Annotated in this window: 17 protein-coding genes, 2 tRNA genes and 1 riboswitch; of the genes, 8 read left to right on the forward strand and 11 right to left on the reverse strand. The window is 64.3% G+C overall.

The genetic code is table 11. From position 1 onward, the window contains the following. Window position 1: 1 nt before the first annotated feature. Window positions 2-1,132, forward strand: coding sequence for an acyltransferase family protein (locus AC3RCJ_RS09245; protein ID WP_492964430.1), 1,131 nt, complete (start codon window positions 2-4; stop codon window positions 1,130-1,132). Window positions 1,133-1,201: 69 nt separating this feature from the next. On the opposite strand, the gene AC3RCJ_RS09250 is transcribed toward AC3RCJ_RS09245, so the two are convergent. The 11 genes from AC3RCJ_RS09250 to ybgC form a co-directional block, all read right to left on the reverse strand. Continuing rightward, window positions 1,202-1,444: a type II toxin-antitoxin system RelE/ParE family toxin gene (locus AC3RCJ_RS09250; RefSeq protein WP_492964431.1), complete on the reverse strand. Its 243-nt coding sequence runs from the start codon at window positions 1,442-1,444 to the stop codon at window positions 1,202-1,204. Beyond that, window positions 1,413-1,616, reverse strand: coding sequence for a type II toxin-antitoxin system RelB family antitoxin (gene relB / locus AC3RCJ_RS09255; RefSeq protein WP_492964432.1), 204 nt, complete (start codon window positions 1,614-1,616; stop codon window positions 1,413-1,415). Before relB ends, AC3RCJ_RS09250 begins: the two co-directional genes overlap by 32 nt. A gap of 143 nt (window positions 1,617-1,759) precedes the next feature. Beyond that, a tRNA-Lys gene (locus AC3RCJ_RS09260) sits at window positions 1,760-1,835 on the reverse strand. Window positions 1,836-1,924: 89 nt separating this feature from the next. Then, a tRNA-Lys gene (locus tag AC3RCJ_RS09265) sits at window positions 1,925-2,000 on the reverse strand. 68 nt (window positions 2,001-2,068) lie between these two features. Next, window positions 2,069-2,827, reverse strand: a complete 759-nt coding sequence (gene ybgF, locus AC3RCJ_RS09270; protein WP_492964433.1) for a tol-pal system protein YbgF — start codon at window positions 2,825-2,827, stop codon at window positions 2,069-2,071. Window positions 2,828-2,961: 134 nt separating this feature from the next. Then, window positions 2,962-3,486, reverse strand: coding sequence for a peptidoglycan-associated lipoprotein Pal (gene pal / locus AC3RCJ_RS09275; protein ID WP_492964434.1), 525 nt, complete (start codon window positions 3,484-3,486; stop codon window positions 2,962-2,964). A gap of 34 nt (window positions 3,487-3,520) precedes the next feature. Next, on the reverse strand, window positions 3,521-4,789 hold the full coding sequence (gene tolB / locus AC3RCJ_RS09280) for a Tol-Pal system beta propeller repeat protein TolB (RefSeq protein WP_492964459.1): 1,269 nt from the start codon (window positions 4,787-4,789) through the stop codon (window positions 3,521-3,523). 5 nt (window positions 4,790-4,794) lie between these two features. Next, complete coding sequence (gene tolA / locus AC3RCJ_RS09285; RefSeq protein ID WP_492964435.1) at window positions 4,795-5,808, reverse strand: cell envelope integrity protein TolA; 1,014 nt, start codon at window positions 5,806-5,808, stop codon at window positions 4,795-4,797. 48 nt (window positions 5,809-5,856) lie between these two features. Continuing rightward, entirely contained in the window at window positions 5,857-6,297 is a 441-nt protein-coding gene (locus AC3RCJ_RS09290) for an ExbD/TolR family protein (protein ID WP_226939836.1), read from the reverse strand. Window positions 6,298-6,312: 15 nt separating this feature from the next. Then, complete coding sequence (gene tolQ, locus AC3RCJ_RS09295) at window positions 6,313-7,002, reverse strand: protein TolQ (RefSeq protein WP_071324706.1); 690 nt, start codon at window positions 7,000-7,002, stop codon at window positions 6,313-6,315. Window positions 7,003-7,048: 46 nt separating this feature from the next. Then, the gene (gene ybgC / locus AC3RCJ_RS09300) at window positions 7,049-7,450 is read right to left on the reverse strand and encodes a tol-pal system-associated acyl-CoA thioesterase (RefSeq protein WP_492964436.1); all 402 of its coding nucleotides are present in this window, start codon (window positions 7,448-7,450) and stop codon (window positions 7,049-7,051) included. A 281-nt stretch (window positions 7,451-7,731) separates the two neighbouring features. Then, window positions 7,732-7,856: riboswitch (ZMP/ZTP riboswitch) on the forward strand. A gap of 111 nt (window positions 7,857-7,967) precedes the next feature. Here ybgC and glyA point away from each other — a divergent pair. From glyA to AC3RCJ_RS09335, 7 genes are all read left to right on the forward strand, one after another. Then, on the forward strand, window positions 7,968-9,215 hold the full coding sequence (gene glyA, locus AC3RCJ_RS09305; protein ID WP_492964437.1) for a serine hydroxymethyltransferase: 1,248 nt from the start codon (window positions 7,968-7,970) through the stop codon (window positions 9,213-9,215). 143 nt (window positions 9,216-9,358) lie between these two features. Beyond that, window positions 9,359-9,820, forward strand: coding sequence for a transcriptional regulator NrdR (gene nrdR / locus AC3RCJ_RS09310; RefSeq protein WP_034759169.1), 462 nt, complete (start codon window positions 9,359-9,361; stop codon window positions 9,818-9,820). A gap of 221 nt (window positions 9,821-10,041) precedes the next feature. Beyond that, entirely contained in the window at window positions 10,042-10,632 is a 591-nt protein-coding gene (gene pilV / locus AC3RCJ_RS09315; RefSeq protein ID WP_492964439.1) for a type IV pilus modification protein PilV, read from the forward strand. After that, window positions 10,629-11,606, forward strand: a complete 978-nt coding sequence (locus AC3RCJ_RS09320) for a PilW family protein (RefSeq protein WP_492964440.1) — start codon at window positions 10,629-10,631, stop codon at window positions 11,604-11,606. The genes pilV and AC3RCJ_RS09320 overlap by 4 nt, the downstream gene beginning before the upstream one ends. A gap of 84 nt (window positions 11,607-11,690) precedes the next feature. Continuing rightward, on the forward strand, window positions 11,691-12,275 hold the full coding sequence (locus tag AC3RCJ_RS09325; protein WP_492964441.1) for a pilus assembly PilX family protein: 585 nt from the start codon (window positions 11,691-11,693) through the stop codon (window positions 12,273-12,275). Continuing rightward, complete coding sequence (locus tag AC3RCJ_RS09330) at window positions 12,272-16,162, forward strand: pilus assembly protein (RefSeq protein ID WP_492964442.1); 3,891 nt, start codon at window positions 12,272-12,274, stop codon at window positions 16,160-16,162. Before AC3RCJ_RS09325 ends, AC3RCJ_RS09330 begins: the two co-directional genes overlap by 4 nt. 87 nt (window positions 16,163-16,249) lie before the next feature. After that, the gene (locus AC3RCJ_RS09335) at window positions 16,250-16,753 is read left to right on the forward strand and encodes a type IV pilin protein (protein WP_492964443.1); all 504 of its coding nucleotides are present in this window, start codon (window positions 16,250-16,252) and stop codon (window positions 16,751-16,753) included. Window positions 16,754-16,756: the final 3 nt, after the last annotated feature.

The raw sequence follows: 16,756 nt of genomic DNA on the forward strand, positions 1-16,756 counted from the left end.
AATGACGGCAGCAGCAGTGGTATCACAGGCGGACCTGGCACATCGTCCGCAGTTTGGCTGGATCAATGGTTTGAAGGCGGGCGCGGCGCAGTTGATCGTGTTGCACCACCTGGCGTTTTACGGGCCCATGTCCGATTACGTGCAGCCGCTGTGGCCCGCGTTGCTGGACTGGCTGGGCGGCAGCGCGCGCATCGCCGTGCAAGTGTTTCTCGTCATCGGCGGCTTCCTGGCCGCCAAGTCGCTGTCGCCGGCCAGCCAGCCCGGCATTGCCACCCCGCTGCAGGCCGTCTGGCGCCGCTATGCCAAGCTGGCGCCGCCTTTCCTGGCGGCCACCCTGCTCGCCGCCGTGCTCACGCCCGTGGCCGGCATCTGGATGCTGCACGATTCCATGTCGGCCGCCGTCACCCTGGGCCAGCTGAGCGCCCATGCCTTGCTGCTGCACGGCGTGCTGGGCTATGAATCGCTGTCGGCCGGCGCCTGGTACGTGGCCATCGATTTCCAGCTGTACCTGCTGACGGTAGCGCTGCTGTGGCTGGGCGGCCGCCTGGCGGGCCGGCGGCGCGGACACTGGCTGATGCCGCTGGCCGTTACCGTGGGCATCACCTTTTCCCTGCTGTATTTCAATCTCGATCCGGACTGGGATAACTGGGCGCCGTATTTCTTCGGCAGCTATGGCCTTGGCATGCTGGCCTGGTGGGCCAGCGACCCGGCCCGCAAACCGTGCGCCATGACCGCGCTCATGGCCATGGCCGCCGTGCCCGTCCTGCTGGCCCTGGCTGTCGACTACCGCAGCCGCATCGCGCTGGCCCTGATCGTCGCCTGCGCGCTGTTCCTGTTCGGCCGCGCCCGCACCCCGTCGCAGGGCGGCGCGTGGAACATCATCAACGCCCTGGGGCGCATCTCGTACGCCGTGTTTCTCGTGCACTTTCCCGTCAGCCTGCTGGTGAATGCCTTATTTGTCACCTATGTGCCGCTCGAACCCGAGTGGCAGGCGCTGGGCATGCTGACGGCCTGGGGCGCCAGCCTGGCGGCCGGCGCGGCGTTTTACCGCTGGGTGGAGGTGCCGCTGGGGCGGGTGATGGGTGGTGTGGTGGCGCAGCTGGCGGGGAGGCCGGCGTTGGTGTCGCGTTAACGACTGGTTTTCGATATGCGGGGAGGGGGCTCAGGGATAGAGTTGCCGTGTATGCATGACGGCAAGAATTTATATTGCGCTTGCTTCAACGCGATATACGACGACATAGTTTGGGTGGGCAACCAGTTCGCGCGTTCCTGAAACTCTTCCAGGCCGGTATAACTGAGGGGGGTGGGGAAGTTGGGAGATGGCGTGGTCGATGTCGTTGTAAAGCTGCAGCGCTGCCGGCTGGCTGCGCTGCGCGATGTAAGTGAGGATCGCGGTCAAATCTTCCTGCGCTTCAGCCTTCCATGGAATCGGCAGCATGGTCATCAGGCTGGGCTGCGACGATTTTCCTCAGTTGCGCCATGACAGTGTCATGTGGGCGGGCAGGGCGGTCATCATTTAGCGACGCCAATACCTTGGCGCGAAACCAGTGGTCATAGGTTTCGGCGGCTTCCGCTGTCTCAAATGCGGACGTGGTCGAGGATAGGGGGCCGTTCATGATTTTCTGATTATACGACAGTTCAACAGGGGTGCATCGCAGGTGGCAGGGTGTTTGCTTTGCGTCAGCGATCGCATCCCGCGCAGGCGATGCTGCCCAAAACAAAAAAGCCAACCGCGAACGGTTGGCTTCTTCATAGTATTTGGTAGGCCGTGCGGGATTCGAACCTGCGACCAACGGATTAAAAGTCCGCTGCTCTACCAGCTGAGCTAACGACCCAAAAACTTTTTACAACAACTTCGGTAACACTGTGCCGTAAAAAAATGCTTGCTAGTACAACTCGCAAGCAGATCAGTACTGCGTATTCGTGGTAGGCCGTGCGGGATTCGAACCTGCGACCAACGGATTAAAAGTCCGCTGCTCTACCAGCTGAGCTAACGACCCGAAGAAGAAAGATTATAGGGGGTGCCCGGGATTCTGTCAAACCTAACGGGCAACTTTTTCCCCGTGGCTTATTTTTTGCCGGCCCGTTCCTTGGCTGTCTGCGCCGCGTTCGAGTCCGGATAGCGCGAGATCAGCGCATTGTAGGTCTTGCTGGCGTTGGCCTTGTCCTTCAGTTCCGTGTAGCAGCTGGCGATGTTGAGCATGGCGTCGGCCGCCTTCGGGCTGTCCGGGTAGTTTTTCACGACGGCTTGCTGCGCCGTGATAGCGCTCTTGCAGTCGCGCTGGGCGTAATAGGCGTTGCCCAGCCAGTATTGCGCATTGGCCGCGTAGGCCGATTCCGGATAACGCTTGACGAAGGCGTCCAGCGAGGCGGCTGCCGCCTTGTAGTCGCCCGATTTGAACAGGGCCAGGGCGGCGTCGTATGCGCCCTGTTCGGACACGCCCACGGCCGCTTCCTGGCCGTCGATGGTGACCTGGCGCGGTTCGAGCTTGCGCAGGCGCGCGTCGAGGTCGGCGTAGAAATCCTTCTGGCGCTTTTGCGCGTTCGCCAGGTCGTTGCCCAGCACTTCGATCTGGCCGCGCAGGCGGGCGATCTCCTGCATGGTCTGGTCGTGCTGGTTGAGCAGGCTCAAGGTGCTGGTCTTGTCCGCCTTGGTGTCGATGCGGCTGTTCACGTCGCGCGCCAGTGCGTCGACCTTCGAGCGCAGCTCCAGGATGGCCTTGCGCGCTTCGTCGTCGTCGAACAGGGCGGCGTTGGCATGCAGGGGCAGGTAGGCAAATGCGGCCATCAGGGCGGCGGCGACGCCGGCTTTCGAGAATGTCATCATGAGTCGGGCTTTCAAAGGTTACGCAAGCATGCAAACGGGGCGCCGGGCGGTGAATCACCGCGCTGCGCCCCATTATTATGCCTATGACTGGCCAGTTAGGTAAGCGTCAATGCTGCCGCGCTCACCCGTCAACATCAATAAACGATGTCAGCGCGGCGGTTTTCAGCCCATGCTGCTTCGTTGCTGCCTTGTGCCTTAGGCTTTTCTTTGCCCAGCGACACGGCTTCCATCTGGCCTTCCGGCACGCCCAGGGCGGCCATCGACTTGCGCACGGCTTCAGCACGTTTCTGGCCCAGGGCCAGGTTGTACTCGGCGCCGCCGCGTTCATCGGTGTTACCTTGGATCAGGATCTTGCGCGATGGGGTTTTCACCAGGTAGGCAGCGTGGTTCTGCACGACTGGGGTGTCCGCTTCGCGCACGACGTATTTGTCGAAGTCGAAGTAGATGCTGCGGTTGGCCAGCACGCCTTTTGGATCGTCCAGCGGATCGACCGATGCGGTCGTCACTGGCTGAACTTGACGGTTGTCAACTGGTGGCGGGGCGACTTTTTCAGGCGCGCGCTCGACGACTGGGGTTTCTGCCAGTTTCACTGGGGTGCTGCAAGCCGACAACAGGGCGGCGGTAGCGGCGATGAAAGCCAAACTTTTAAAGTTACTCATTTTTATTCTCCGGGTCATGGTTAAGGGTGAAACTTTACTTCATAAAAGGACCCCAGGTGGGCTCCTTGATATTGCCAGCTTGCGTAGTCAAACGCTGTTTGACGCGTCCATCCACCGATACCACTGCCAGCGACTTGCGTCGTCCGGATTCGGTCGCGTACATGATATATTTCCCGTTGGGCGAAAAGCTCGGTGATTCGTCGTTGGCGGTGTCCGACAGGCGCAATTCCTGGCCACTAGCCAGGTCGAGCGCGTAGAGCTGGAAATTGCCGTCGCGACGGGAAATATAAGCGAGTGTCTTCCCGTCGGACGAAATCCGCGGGCTGATGTTGTAGGAGCCGCCAAACGTCACGCGCTTGGCTTCGCCGCCGCTGGTCGACATGCGGTAGATTTGTGGTCCGCCGCTGCGATCGCTGGTGAAGTAAATGTTTTGGCCGTCGGCCGAGAATTGCGGTTCCGTATCGATGCCGCTGCTGTTGCTGACGCGGCGCAAGCCGCTGCCGTCCGCATTGACGGTGTAGACCTGGGTATGGCCGTCGCGCGACAGGGCCACGGCCAGGCGCGAGCCGTCCGGGCTCCAGCTGGGCGCGGAATTGCTGCCTTTTTCGTTCGACACGATGGTGCGCTGGCGCGTCACCAGGTTTTGCACGTAGACGATGGGCTTTTTCTTTTCAAACGAGACATACGCGACCTTGGTGCCGTCCGGCGACCAGGCAGGCGAAATGATGGGCTCGTTCGAGCGCAGGGCGACCTGGATGCCTTCGCCGTCGGCGTCGGCCACTTCCAGGCGGTATTCGCGGCCCGATTGCGTGACGTAGGCGATGCGCGTGGCGAATGCGCCTTTGACACCCGTCAGCTTTTCATAGATATCGTCGGCGATCTTGTGCGCCAGCAGGCGGTTGAACTGCGGCGCGGCCGCATTGTTCATGCTGGAGATCTGCGCGCCCTTGATGGTGTCGAACAGCTTGTAGCGCACGTCGAGGCGGCCATCGGCCATGCTTTGCACGCTGCCGGCCGCCAGCGCGTCGGCGCCGCGCGACTTCCACTGTTCATAGCTGACGGGCGCCGTTTCCGATACGGGCGCATCGGCGTCGACCAGCTTGAACACGCCGCTGCGCGCCAGGTCGGCCTTGATAATGCCGGACAGCGATTGCGGCGCCGCCGATTCATTGGCAAAGGTGGCGACGGCCACGGGGATCTGGTTGCTGCCGATGCCCGTAATCTCCACGCGCAGTTGCGCCTGGGCGCTTGACGCTCCCAGCAGCAGGCCCGCGCAGAGCACCACGTAGCTCATTTTTTTCATGATCATCATTTAGGCAAATCCTTCATCTCGAATATGAGTTCAATCTCGCGTTCCACGGTGCCGTCTTTTTTCTTCGGCAGTGGCGACGATTTATTAATGGCGTTTTCCACCGAGCTGTCATACGCCGGCAGGCCGCTACTTTTGATCTTTCGGACCGAAATAATTTCCCCAGTTGGCAGTTGCTCGATCTTGAACACGGCGCGCGGGTTGCCCGGCACGTCCGTGCTACCGCTGTACGCGATATTGCTCTTGATCTTGCTCGTCAGGGCAGCGACATAGCCGCTGTCCTTGCGTGGCGCCGTCGCTTTCGCGGCCGTGCCCGTCGTGCCATTGCCTGCCTGCGCCATCATGCGCTTCATGTCATCGGCACGCAATTTGTCGGCCGCCGCCTTTTCCGCCGCCGCTTTCTTGGCTTTGGCCGCCTTTTCCGCCGCGGCCTTCTTGTCGGCCAGTTCCTTCTCGGCTTTTTCTTGCGCTTTTTCTTTCTCTTTTTCGAGCTTGGCTTTCTCCAGTTTGTCGGCCTTTTCCTTCTCGAGCTTTTCAGCCTTGTCTTTTTCTTTCTGCTTCTGTTTTTCCAGTTCGCGCTTTTCTTCCTCGCGTTCCTTCTGTTCCTGCTTGCGGCGCTCTTCGGCCGCTTTCTCTTTTTCTTCTTTTAACTTCGCCTTCTTGCGCTCGAGGGCGATCTCCGCCTCGCGCAGGTCGACCTTCGGCTCCGGTGCTGCCACGGGCGGCGGCGGCGGCGGGGCGGGGCGCTCCACTTCCGGCTCGGGCGGCGGCGCCGGTGTCGGCTCCGGCTGCGTCGCCACTTCGGGCGGCGGCGCGGCCGTCTGTACTTTCAGGTCCCACACTTCCGCTTCCACGGCGACCGGTTCCGTATTTTGCCAGTGTACGCCCACCCACAGGAAAAACAGCAGGCCAAGGTGCATCGCCAGCGCCAGTCCCAGCGAGGGCCGGCGGCTGCGTTCGCGCGGCACGCTGTAGGGCACGCCGAGTACATGGTCGATTTGTTTGGTCTGCAAAGTCTAGTCTATCTAAAAACGGTCAAGTCTGGAGTCGGGACGGTGCGCTTACTTGGTGGCCAGGCCAACCCGGGTGATGCCCATCTTCTTCGCTTCGGAAATGAGCTGGATCACGTCGTCATACTTGCTTTCCTTGTCGCCCGCGATCATCACGGGATAGTCGGGATTGCTCTCGTGCAAGCCGCGCAGCTTGCGCAGCAGGGCGTCGCGGTTCGGTTCCGTCTCCGGCGCCAGCTGTTCCTTGCCGATCACGCCGATCGACAGCGAACCATTCGGTTTCAGCACGATCTGGATGTAATCGTCGGGCGGTTTGGCCGACTTTTCCGCGTTGGGCAGGTTCACCACGCTGGGATTGTTTGACGACGGCATCACCATGAAAATGATCAGCAGCACCAGCATCACGTCGATGTAGGGCACGACGTTGATCTCGGACTTGAACTTGCGGCCGCGGCCGCCCCGCATGCCGCCGCTATTGAATGAGGAACCCATGGACCTTGCTCCCTCTTAGCGCGACTGGCGCTGCAGGATGTTGGAGAATTCCTCGACGAAGCTTTCGAAGCGGATCGCCAGGCGGTCGATGTCGTGCGAAAAACGGTTGTAGGCGACGACGGCGGGAATCGCGGCGAACAGGCCGATGGCCGTGGCGATCAGCGCTTCGGCAATGCCGGGCGCGACGGCGGCCAGGGTGGCTTGCTGCACGTTGGCCAGGCCGCGGAAGGCATTCATGATGCCCCACACGGTGCCGAGCAGGCCGATGTAGGGCGAGACGGAGCCGACGGAAGCGAGGAAGGCCAGGTGCGACTCGAGCACGTCCATTTCACGCTGGAAGGCGGCGCGCATGGCGCGGCGGGCGCCGTCGAGCACGGCGCCGACGTCCAGCGCTTCGCGCGAACCGTAGGACGCCTTGCCCTTGATGAATTCGCCCATGCCGGCGTCAAAGATGCGCGCCAGCGCGCCGCTCTGGTCGCGGTTGCCGTTGGCGCTCTGGTGCAGCGCGTGCAGGTTGCCGCCGGCCCAGAAGCTGCGTTCGAATTCGATGGTCTGCTTGCGCGCCTGGCGCACGGCGAACATCTTGCGGAAGATATACGTCCAGCTGGTCAGGGAAATCAGCAGCAGCAGGGCCATGATCAGTTGCACGATCAGGTGGGCATTGGAGATGAGCGCGAGGAAAGAAAGATCTTGTGTAACGTTCATTGGCTGGCAGTCTGTTGGGTGAATTATCCGGGGGTGGCGGGGCGGCTCAGGCGGTGCGCATGCGGGCGGCAACGACATCGGGCACGGCGCGCGGGCGCATGCTTGAGTCGACGCAGCCGACCTTGACGCGGGCCGTGTTGAGCAGGCTGTCGCCGCACCAGGCTTGTTGCAGGAAAACGATGGAGGCGCGCCCCATTTTTTCTATGCTTAAGGTTAATCTTAACGTGTCATCGAGCCTGGCCGGCGCATGATAGTCGGCGCTGACGCTTTTGACAACGAACATCGCGTCGTGCTGATGCAGCAATTCCTGCTGGCCCACCTCGATGGCGCGCAGCCATTCGGTGCGCGCGCGCTCGAAGAATTTCAGGTAGTTTGCGTAGTAGACGATGCCGCCGGCGTCGGTGTCTTCATAGTAGACACGTACGTTCCAGGTAAAGACTGAAGGCATGTTTATTGCGCCAGTAGTGAGATTGAGCAACATTTTACGCGATTTTTCTTCTCGTGACTTGGGGCGCTTGCCGGAATGCCATGTAAAAGCGGCATGCAAGTTGCACCGCAGCATTGTAAAACGGGGGGCTGCAATGGCAAGCCCCGTAACATACGCTTACATGCCGCGCCAAGGTTTACGTTCAGCTTAAGCGCGCGCCAGCGCCGTACGGGCGGCGATTATAGCGGCACAGTTGCATTCCTTGCTCAATTCGGACACTTAACTTACAATTTGATTTCCATTACGTCTCACGTGACTGGCGAAAAGTCGGAGCGGCCTCCACAATGTGGTGGCCGGCTTGCCGGCGAAAGGTGGACACCCACCGGGAAACGTGAGATTTCATCAGCCGTTCGCCTGGGCAGCCCCTATGGAAATGCACGAAGAGGCTGCCTGTCCAATGTTGTTATTCAGTTAACGCCGGCTCCCCTCATTCGATCCAACCTGCCAGTACAAGAACCCTCATACTTGGAGTTTTTACATGTTTGCAAAAGATCACAACCTCGCCAACGTCGACCCTGAATTGTTCGCCGTCATTCAAAAAGAAAACGTGCGCCAGCACGATCACATCGAGCTGATCGCGTCGGAAAACTACACGTCGCCAGCCGTAATGGAAGCGCAAGGCTCGCAACTGACGAACAAGTACGCCGAGGGCTATCCGGGCAAGCGCTACTACGGCGGCTGCGAATACGTCGACGTGGCCGAGCAACTGGCCATCGACCGCGTCAAGCAGCTGTTCGGCGCCGAATGCGCGAACGTGCAGCCGAACTCGGGCTCGCAGGCGAACCAGGGCGTGTTCTTCGCCATGTTGAAACCAGGCGACCTGATCATGGGCATGTCGCTGGCCGAAGGCGGCCACCTGACCCACGGCATGCCGCTGAACATGTCCGGCAAATGGTTTGACGTCGTCTCCTACGGTTTGACGGCGGAAGAAGACATCGACTACGAGGCGATGGAACGCCTGGCCCGCGAGCGCAAGCCCAAGCTGATCATCGCCGGCGCCTCCGCGTTCTCGAAAAAGATCGACTTTGAGCGCTTCGGCAAGATCGCCAAGGAAGTGGGCGCCTACTTCATGGTCGACATGGCCCACTACGCGGGCCTGATCGCCGCCGGCCTGTACCCGAACCCGGTGCCGTTCGCCGACTTCGTCACCTCGACCACGCACAAATCGTTGCGCGGCCCGCGCGGCGGCATCATCCTGATGAAGGCCGAGCACGAAAAAGCCATCAACTCGGCCATCTTCCCCGGCATCCAGGGCGGTCCGCTGATGCACGTGATCGCCGGCAAGGCCGTCGCCTTCAAGGAAGCGCTGAGCCCTGAATTCGTCGAATACCAGAAGCAGGTGATCAAGAACGCCGACGTGCTGGCGAAGACCCTGATCAAGCGCGGCCTGCGCATCGTGTCCGGCGGCACCGAATCGCACGTCATGCTGGTCGACCTGCGCGCCAAGAACCTGACGGGCAAGGAAGCCGAAGCCATCCTCGGTTCCGCGCACATCACCTGCAACAAGAACGGCATCCCGAACGACCCGCAAAAGCCGTTCGTCACCTCGGGCATCCGCCTGGGCAGCCCGGCGATGACGACGCGCGGTTTCAAGGAAGCGCAAGCGGAAGAAGTGGGCAACCTGATCGCCGACGTGCTGGACAATCCGCATGACGCCGCCACCATCGAGCGCGTGAAAGCGGCCGTGAAAGTGCTGGCCGACGCGCACCCTGTGTACGCCTCATAATTATTTGTCCAGAATGTGTCATACGGAGTAAGATTCTGCATGACACATTCCTTCGTGCCCCAGGGCGCCCGGAGTGATTCGGGCGCCCTTTGTACAAGGGTGGCGATTTCCCGTAATTATTACTATAAAGTTGTAGCCAGCCCATGAAATGTCCATTTTGCCAGCACGGCGACACCCAGGTTCTCGATACGCGCGTATCGGAGGAAGGGGATGCCATACGGCGGCGCCGCCGCTGCGGCAAATGCGACAAGCGCTTTACCACGTATGAGCGCATTGAACTTATCATGCCGGCCGTCGTCAAAAAGAATGGCAGCCGGACGGAGTTCGCTGCGGATAAGCTGCGCGGCAGTTTGATGCTGGCCTTGCGCAAGCGTCCCGTCGCGGCCGCCTCTGTGGATACGGCCATCGCGTCCATCCAGGAAAAACTGCTGACCAGCGGCTTGCGCGAAGTCGATTCCGGCTATATCGGCGAACTCGTCATGCAGGAGCTCAAGCGCCTGGACAAGATCGCCTACATCCGCTTCGCCTCCGTGTACAAGAATTTCGAAGACCTGGCCGAGTTCCAGGATGCCATCGCCGAAGTGGGACAGGCGCGCAAGCCCTGACGTTCACCTGCTTGTTCACCTTGTTGAAAACAGGGCCGCTCCTGCGCCCCGTTTTCACCACGCCAGCGCTCGCCTGGCAAGCGGCCTGATCAATACCTAGGCCATTCTTCGCACCTTATCGCTGTGCTGTTTGCGCCAGCGCAGACCCCGTTTTTTGCGCGCGCTTATCGTGTAGTTGGGCCGCCGGTTCTTGCGACTCTGTCTGCGGAAGGGAGTAGCGCATGCGCAATGGCGGTCGCGATAAGTATCCTGCCGGTGGCAGCAGCCTCGTCGAGGTGCTGGTGTCGCTGCTGCTGTTGGCGCTGGGCCTGCTCGGTGCCAGCATTTTGCAATTGAACTCCCTGCGCGCGCGCCATGAGTCGGCGCTGTTGTCGGCGGGCGCGCAACTGGCCGCCGGCATGGCCGAGCGCATGCGCGCGAACAGCGTGCTCATGCATGGCCCCGATACGGCCAATCCCTACCTGAACGTGGCCTATGCGGCGGCGGACGACGCCGAAGCTGGCGGCGGCGCGCCCGACTGCTTCGGCGCTGCCGCCTGCGGCGCGGCCGAATTGGCGCAATTCGATATCGCCGAATGGAAGCAAGGGCTGCATGCAGCCTTGCCCGGCGCGCGCCTGCGTATCTGCCGCGATGCGCCCGCCTGGGATGCCGCCGCCCAGGGCTTGCACTGGGCGTGCAGCGGCGGCAAGGGCGCCCCCATCGTCATCAAGCTGGGCTGGCGCAGCCGACAGCCCGATGGCTCGCCCGCCGTGAATGCGGCAAACGAGTCGCTGCCCAGGCTGGCCTTCCAGCTGGGCGGAGGCGGCGCATGAACGGCATGCACGCCCGCTTGCGCCGGCATCGGGGCATGAGCCTGCTCGAATTGCTGGTGGCCCTGTCGCTCGGTGCGCTATTGATGCTGGCCGCCAGTAGCGTGCTGTTGGCGGCCAGCGGCAGCTATGGCGACCAGTCCGCCAGTGCGCGCCTGGACGACAACGGCCGCTATGCGCTCGACACCATCGCCCGCGCCGTGCGCCAGACGGCGTACGTGAACTGGGACAGCAGCGCCGCGCCCGTCGCCCATGCCGCGCACGACAGCGCGAATATCGCCGGGCTCGACGCGCACAGCCTGGGCAAGAACAGCGAGGGCATCAGTGGCGCGCTGTCCGGCGCCCTGCATGGCAGCGACGTGCTGGCCCTGCGCTATTACGGTGCCGGCAAGGAGGAGGGGGGCGACGGTTCCGTGCTCAACTGCGCGGGCTTCGGCGTGGGCGCCGCGCAAACGGAGGCGCAGCGGGGCTGGAGCATCTTCTATGTGGCCCAGGGCGCCGATGGCGAAGGCGAACTGCGCTGCAAATACCGGGGCGCCAATGGCTGGGGTGCCGATGCCATCATCCGCGGCGTCGACGCTTTCCAGGTGCTGTATGGGCTCGACACGGATACGCCGCCCGACGGCGTGGCGAACCGCTACGTCAACGCCAGCGCGCTCGACGCCTACGATGCGGCGCTGGTGCTGGTGGGTGCGGATGCGGCCGCGCGCCAGCGCGATCTGCGCCGCCGCACGCACTGGAAGCGCGTGGCCGGCGTGCGCGTGGCGCTGCTGTTGCATGGCGAAGGGGGCCAGGCGGACAAGATGGCGGAACTGGGGCCGGCGCAGTTCGACCTGTTCGGCAAGGCGTATGCCGAGGCGCATGGCGCTGGCGACACGGGCGTGCGCATCGCGCGCGCGTCCCTGCCCGCCGCGACGCGCTCCCGGCTGCGGCAACTGGTGCAGACGAGCATCATGCTGCGCAACGGGCCGGCCTAGGCGGGCGGCGCGATGGCTGGCGCGGGCGTCCGTTGTTGCGAACCTTGGTGCGCAGCTCGTGTACGTCACGGTGGCGCCACCCTCGTGTATGTGCTGTGCCTGCTGGTGATCATCTTGTTGCTGGGCATATCGGCGGCGCAGGTCGCCTTGCAGGGCGAAAAGGCGGCGCGCGGCGAGCGCGACCGGCAGATCGCGTTTCAGGCGGCGGAGGAGGCATTGGTGGATGCGCAGAACGATATCGAAGGCTTGCCCGGCGCGCCGGGGCGTAGCAGCCTCTTCGCGCCAGGCAGCGCGGCCGGGTTCGCGGATGGCTGCGGCGAAGGCGGCGCGCTGGGCCTGTGCCTGCCAGCAGCCCCGGACGTTCCGGCGCTCTGGCTAAGTACGGACCTTGATGGCGCCGAAGGGAGCAGCCGCGCCGTGCCATACGGCCAGTTTACGGGTGCCGTCATGCAGACGGGGCAGGGTTTCCTGCCCTCGCGTCGGCCCCGCTATCTGATCGAACTGCTGCCGTTCCACCCGCCCGGCGCGCAGGCGGCGGCAGTGACTGGCGGCCTGGCCACGGAAAGCTATGTGTACCGCATCACGGCCATCGGTTTTGGCGCGCAGGAAAGCACGCAAGTCGTGCTGCAAAGCTACTATCGCAAAGAGGCTGCGGGAGCGGGGCCATGAGGGCCTTGTCGTTTGCTTTGCTGTCCGCTTTGCGGTCTGCCTGGCTGCTGCTGATCGGCCTGGTTTGCCTGGCTTGCGGCACCGCTGTTGCGGCCGCACCTCCCGTGACGCTGGCGCGGGCCGACGCGGGCTTGCACGGCGCCAGAGTGCCGCCGAATCTGCTGCTCAACCTGTCCCTCACGCATGCGGCCGCTGGTGCGGCGCATGGCGGCGACTATGCGCCGCAGCGCGAGTACCTCGGTTACTTTCATGCGCGCATGTGCTACAGCTATCCGTACCGCAGCAAGGATGGCGTCATGTTGCCGGACTTGCGCGTAGCGACCGCTTACTTCTCCGTGCTGAAGCCGGCTGATGCACTGCACGGCTGCGGCGGCGATAGTTTTAGCGGCAACTTTCTGAACTGGGCCAGCGCCAGCATGCTCGATATCGTGCGCTATGCGCTCACGGGCGGCGACCGCGTCATCGACGAAGTGCGCAAGACGGTGCTGCAGCGCGCCTGGCTGCCCGATGCGGACAGCCCCATCGGCTTCTTTGCCCATCCCGTCTTTTTTCCGCGCAAGGTCTTGCAGGCAGGCGTGGCGGCGGCGACGCCGTTTGCGCTGACGCAACTGGCCATCGTTTCCTGTCGCAATCGCCTGCTGTTCGGCGACGCGAGTCTGGGCCAGCCTGCGGGCGGCAGTTGCGATGCGCCTGGCACTGCCGCCACGCATGGCGTGTTCCTCGCCCGCGTGCGCGTGTGCGACGCTGCCGAGGGGCCGCTGCGCGACGATTTGTGCCTGGCATACGGCAAGAACTACAAGCCGGTGGGCGCCGTGCAGCGCCATGGCGGCAGGGTGCGCGTGGGCGTGTTTGGCCATCTGAACGGCATGCCCGCTAGCGCCGGCCCCGTGTATGGCGGCGTGCTGCGCGCGCCGCTGGCCCACGTGGGACAGCAGCGCTGGACGGCGCCTGACTTTATGCCGCAAGACAATGCCGGCGCCGAGTGGAATCCCGCCACTGGCGTGTATGCGGCGCAAGCTGCGGTCCCTGTTGGCAGGGTGAGCGCTTACATCAATGGCCTGGGGCGCGGCAACCCCGCGTATCCGGGCGCGTACGCCAGCGCGGCGCCGCTGGCCGAATTGCTGTACGAATCGCTGCGCTACCTGCAGGGGCGGGAAGCGAGCCCAGTGGTGCCACCCGCCACGGCCCAGCCTGCCATCGACGACGGCTTGCCGGTCGTGACTCCATGGAGCGACCCGCAAACGGCCAGTTGCCAGCGCCACATCGTTGTCAGCCTCGGCGATGCGGGCATGACGGGCGACCGCTACGTGCCCGGCAATGTTCCTGTGGCTCCCGCATCAAACGGCGACCTTGCCCGCGCCGCCGATGGCTTTGCGCCGCCGCCATTTGATGCGATGGCCTGGACGCACGCGGTGGGCAGCCTGGAAAGCGGCGGCACGCAGGGCAATCCCGCACCACGGCCCGAACTGGCGGCGCTGGAGCTGCTGGCCGATGGGGCGGGCGGCGCCAGCTACCATGCGGCGGGCCTGGCCTACTGGTCGCATGTGCAGGCCCTGCGTCCTGGCGGCAAAAACGACGGCCTTGCCAAGGTCGAGCACTACGCGGGCGACTTGCGCCAGGGCGATCCGACCGGCGTGCCCGGCTCCACGCCCGCTTCTACGCCCATGTTGCTTACGGCCAAGTATGGCGGCTTTCTCGATGCGAACGGCGACGCCAACCCATTCAAGAGCGCAACGGGCAGCGCGGTCGATGAATGGAGCGTGGATGGCCGCTGGCCCGCCCATTACTTGCCCGGCAGCGACCCGGCCGCCCTGATCGCGGGACTGCGCGCGGCCTTTGCGGCCGCCGACAAGGCTAGCTTGCCGGCGACGCTCGCGGGGCCGGCCCTGATGGCGCTGGCCAGCGGCACGGATGAGGCATATTGGTTCCAGACGCAGCTGCGCCTGGCCGACGGCAGCATGAGCTTGTCGCGCGCCACGTTTGCCGTGGGGGCCGATGGCGCACTGCTTCCCGGCAAGCCATGGTGGCGCGCCGGCGGGCTGGACAAGCCCATGCCGGATGGCACGCCAGCGGCCTTGCGTCCCGTCTACACGCTCGACGCCAAGGGCGCCCTGATGCCGCTGGCCTGGACGCGGCTCGATGCAGCGCAGCGCGGCGCGTTCGATGGCGGCGACGGCCGGGGCGAGGCGATGCTGGCATATCTGCTGGGCCAGCGCGCGCACGAGGTGGGCCAGCCGGGCGGCTTCCTGCGGCGCAGGTCAGGCAGCCTGGGAGCGGCACCATACGGCAATCTGCTGTACGTGGGCGCGCCGGGGCTGGGCATGGCGGGGGCAGGCTATGGCTTGCACCGCAAGGTGCTGCTGCAGCGCCGGAAAATGTTGTACCTGGGCGCCAACGATGGCTTGCTGCACGCCTTCGATGCGCGCACGGGCAGCGAATTGTTTGCTTATCTGCCGCAGGCATTGCTGCATGCGGCGGCGGCCGCTGCGAGCACGCACTACAGCCCCGGCCCGCTGCTCGATGGCGCGGCGGCCACGGCGGAAGTGCTGGCGTCGGGACACTGGAAGACCGTGCTGGTGTCTGGCATGGGCGGCGGGGCACAAGGCGTGTTTGCGCTCGACATCACCGATCCGGCGCGCTTCGCGCAGGACGGGGCGCTGTGGGAGTTTACCGATCGCGACGACAGGCTGATGGGCAATGTGCGCGCGCCGCCGGCCTTTGCCCGCATCAACATGGGCGGCAAGCAGGGCGCGCCGGCCTACCGCGATTTTGCCATCGTCGCCAGCGGCTACAACAACCATGCCAGCGATGGCAAGGATACGACGGCGCCCGCAGCGGCCGCCGCCATCTTCCTGCTGGCGCTGGACAAGGCGCCCGGCACGGCTTGGGTTTTGGGAAATAATTACTTCCGGCTCAAGGTGCCCGTGGCCAGCGGCAGCGGTGGCAGCGATGACGGCCATGACACTGATGCAGGCGCGGATGCCATGTCCCACGCTCTGGGCCCGCCCGCCGTGGTGCCGGGCGGCGACGGTGCGCTGGCGTATATCTATGCGGGCGATTTGCAGGGCAATATCTGGCGCCTCGACCTGGCTGGCGGGCCGCCGTGGAAGGAGGGCGCGGGACGCAAGCTCGTGTTTGTCGCGCGCGATGCGCAGGGCCGGCGCCAGCCCGTGACGCAGCAGCTGAACGTGGCGTACGCGCCCTCTGGCGGCTATCTGCTGCTGTTCGGCACGGGCAAGCTGGTCGAAGCGGCCGATACCTGGCCTTCCGCCTTTTTGTCGCAGTCGTTTTATGCCGTACACGATGATGTGCGGGAAACATCGCCCACGCGCAGCCGGGCCGACCTGGAGCCGCGCAGCTTGGGCGAGGCGGTGGGCGGCGTGCGCGTCGACGGCGGCGAGCTGCGCTATACGGGCAGCGAGGCCATGCGCGGCTGGTATCTCGATTTTCTGCATGCCGCGCAGACGGGCGAACGCAGCATCCATAGTCCCGTACTGGCCGCCGGCAAGGTGCTGTTCAATACCGTCCTGCCGGGGCGTGATCCTTGCAGCAAGCCGGCCACGCGCCTGTACGTGCTCGATGTGCTGAGCGGCTTCGCCGCCGATGGCGCCGGTGTCGTGCAGGCGGGCGAGCAGACGGGGCGCTTGTTCGACGGTCTGGCGCGTGCGCCGCCGCTGGCGCTGGAATTGACCAGCACGGTGGGCGCCGCGACGGCGGCAGGGCGGGCGGAAGGGCGCAAGGAACTGGCCGTGCTGCAGCCGGGCTTGCCAGGCGCGGCCAGCGGGGCAGTGCTCAAGGTCGCCAGCGCGCCGCTGCCGGCCCGGCGTCTCAGCTGGCGCGAAGTGGCGAACTGGCGCGAATTGCATGAGGCGGCCAAGAAAAAATAGGTGTGGGCATGGCTGGCGTGTCGCAAGTGACAAGCGTGCCGGCCTGCGCATCGTATCGGCTGGCGCTTGTTGGAAAGGGGAAGTCGCATGGGGACGTTGGCAAGGCAGAACTGGTTCGCGGCAAACGGTGGCGCTCCTGCTGCCAATCCGCCGGGCTTCAGCCTGATCGAACTGCTGGCCGCGCTCGCGATCATGAGCCTGCTGCTGGCGCTGGCCGTGCCCGCTTATCACGGCCATGTCGTACGGGCCAAGCGGGTGCAGGGGCAGGCGGCCCTGCTGCGGCTGATGCAGCAGCAAGAGCGCTATTATTCGCAAAACAATCATTATCTGGCCTTTTCCTCGGCCTCGCCGGTGCCGCAGATGCAGGCGTTTCCATGGTGGTCCGGCGAAGGGGGCGCGGCCGGCAGTGCGTATGAAATCGAGGCGCTGGCCTGCCCCGGCCTGGCAATCGGGCAATGCGTGCTGTTGCGGGCCATGCCGGGCACGTCCAAGGTCGATGCGCAGTTCCAGGATGCCGATTGCGGCGTGCTGTCCTTGAGCAGCACGGGCCAGCGCGGCAGCAGCGGCCCGGCCGGCCATTGCTGGCCCTAAGCC

It is taken from the genome of Janthinobacterium sp. GW822-FHT07H11, assembly GCF_058798615.1.

Excerpts from the sequence above, each read along its gene's own strand:
- AC3RCJ_RS09245 (WP_492964430.1), top strand. The coding sequence starts at position 2 with ATGACGGCAGCAGCAGTGGTATCACAGGCGGACCTGGCACATCGTCCG.
- AC3RCJ_RS09250 (WP_492964431.1), bottom strand. The coding sequence starts at position 1,444 with ATGACCATGCTGCCGATTCCATGGAAGGCTGAAGCGCAGGAAGATTTG.
- relB (WP_492964432.1), bottom strand. The coding sequence starts at position 1,616 with ATGAACGGCCCCCTATCCTCGACCACGTCCGCATTTGAGACAGCGGAA.
- ybgF (WP_492964433.1), bottom strand. The coding sequence starts at position 2,827 with ATGATGACATTCTCGAAAGCCGGCGTCGCCGCCGCCCTGATGGCCGCA.
- pal (WP_492964434.1), bottom strand. The coding sequence starts at position 3,486 with ATGAGTAACTTTAAAAGTTTGGCTTTCATCGCCGCTACCGCCGCCCTG.
- tolB (WP_492964459.1), bottom strand. The coding sequence starts at position 4,789 with ATGAAAAAAATGAGCTACGTGGTGCTCTGCGCGGGCCTGCTGCTGGGA.
- AC3RCJ_RS09290 (WP_226939836.1), bottom strand. The coding sequence starts at position 6,297 with ATGGGTTCCTCATTCAATAGCGGCGGCATGCGGGGCGGCCGCGGCCGC.
- tolQ (WP_071324706.1), bottom strand. The coding sequence starts at position 7,002 with ATGAACGTTACACAAGATCTTTCTTTCCTCGCGCTCATCTCCAATGCC.
- ybgC (WP_492964436.1), bottom strand. The coding sequence starts at position 7,450 with ATGCCTTCAGTCTTTACCTGGAACGTACGTGTCTACTATGAAGACACC.
- glyA (WP_492964437.1), top strand. The coding sequence starts at position 7,968 with ATGTTTGCAAAAGATCACAACCTCGCCAACGTCGACCCTGAATTGTTC.
- nrdR (WP_034759169.1), top strand. The coding sequence starts at position 9,359 with ATGAAATGTCCATTTTGCCAGCACGGCGACACCCAGGTTCTCGATACG.
- pilV (WP_492964439.1), top strand. The coding sequence starts at position 10,042 with ATGCGCAATGGCGGTCGCGATAAGTATCCTGCCGGTGGCAGCAGCCTC.
- AC3RCJ_RS09320 (WP_492964440.1), top strand. The coding sequence starts at position 10,629 with ATGAACGGCATGCACGCCCGCTTGCGCCGGCATCGGGGCATGAGCCTG.
- AC3RCJ_RS09330 (WP_492964442.1), top strand. The coding sequence starts at position 12,272 with ATGAGGGCCTTGTCGTTTGCTTTGCTGTCCGCTTTGCGGTCTGCCTGG.
- AC3RCJ_RS09335 (WP_492964443.1), top strand. The coding sequence starts at position 16,250 with ATGGGGACGTTGGCAAGGCAGAACTGGTTCGCGGCAAACGGTGGCGCT.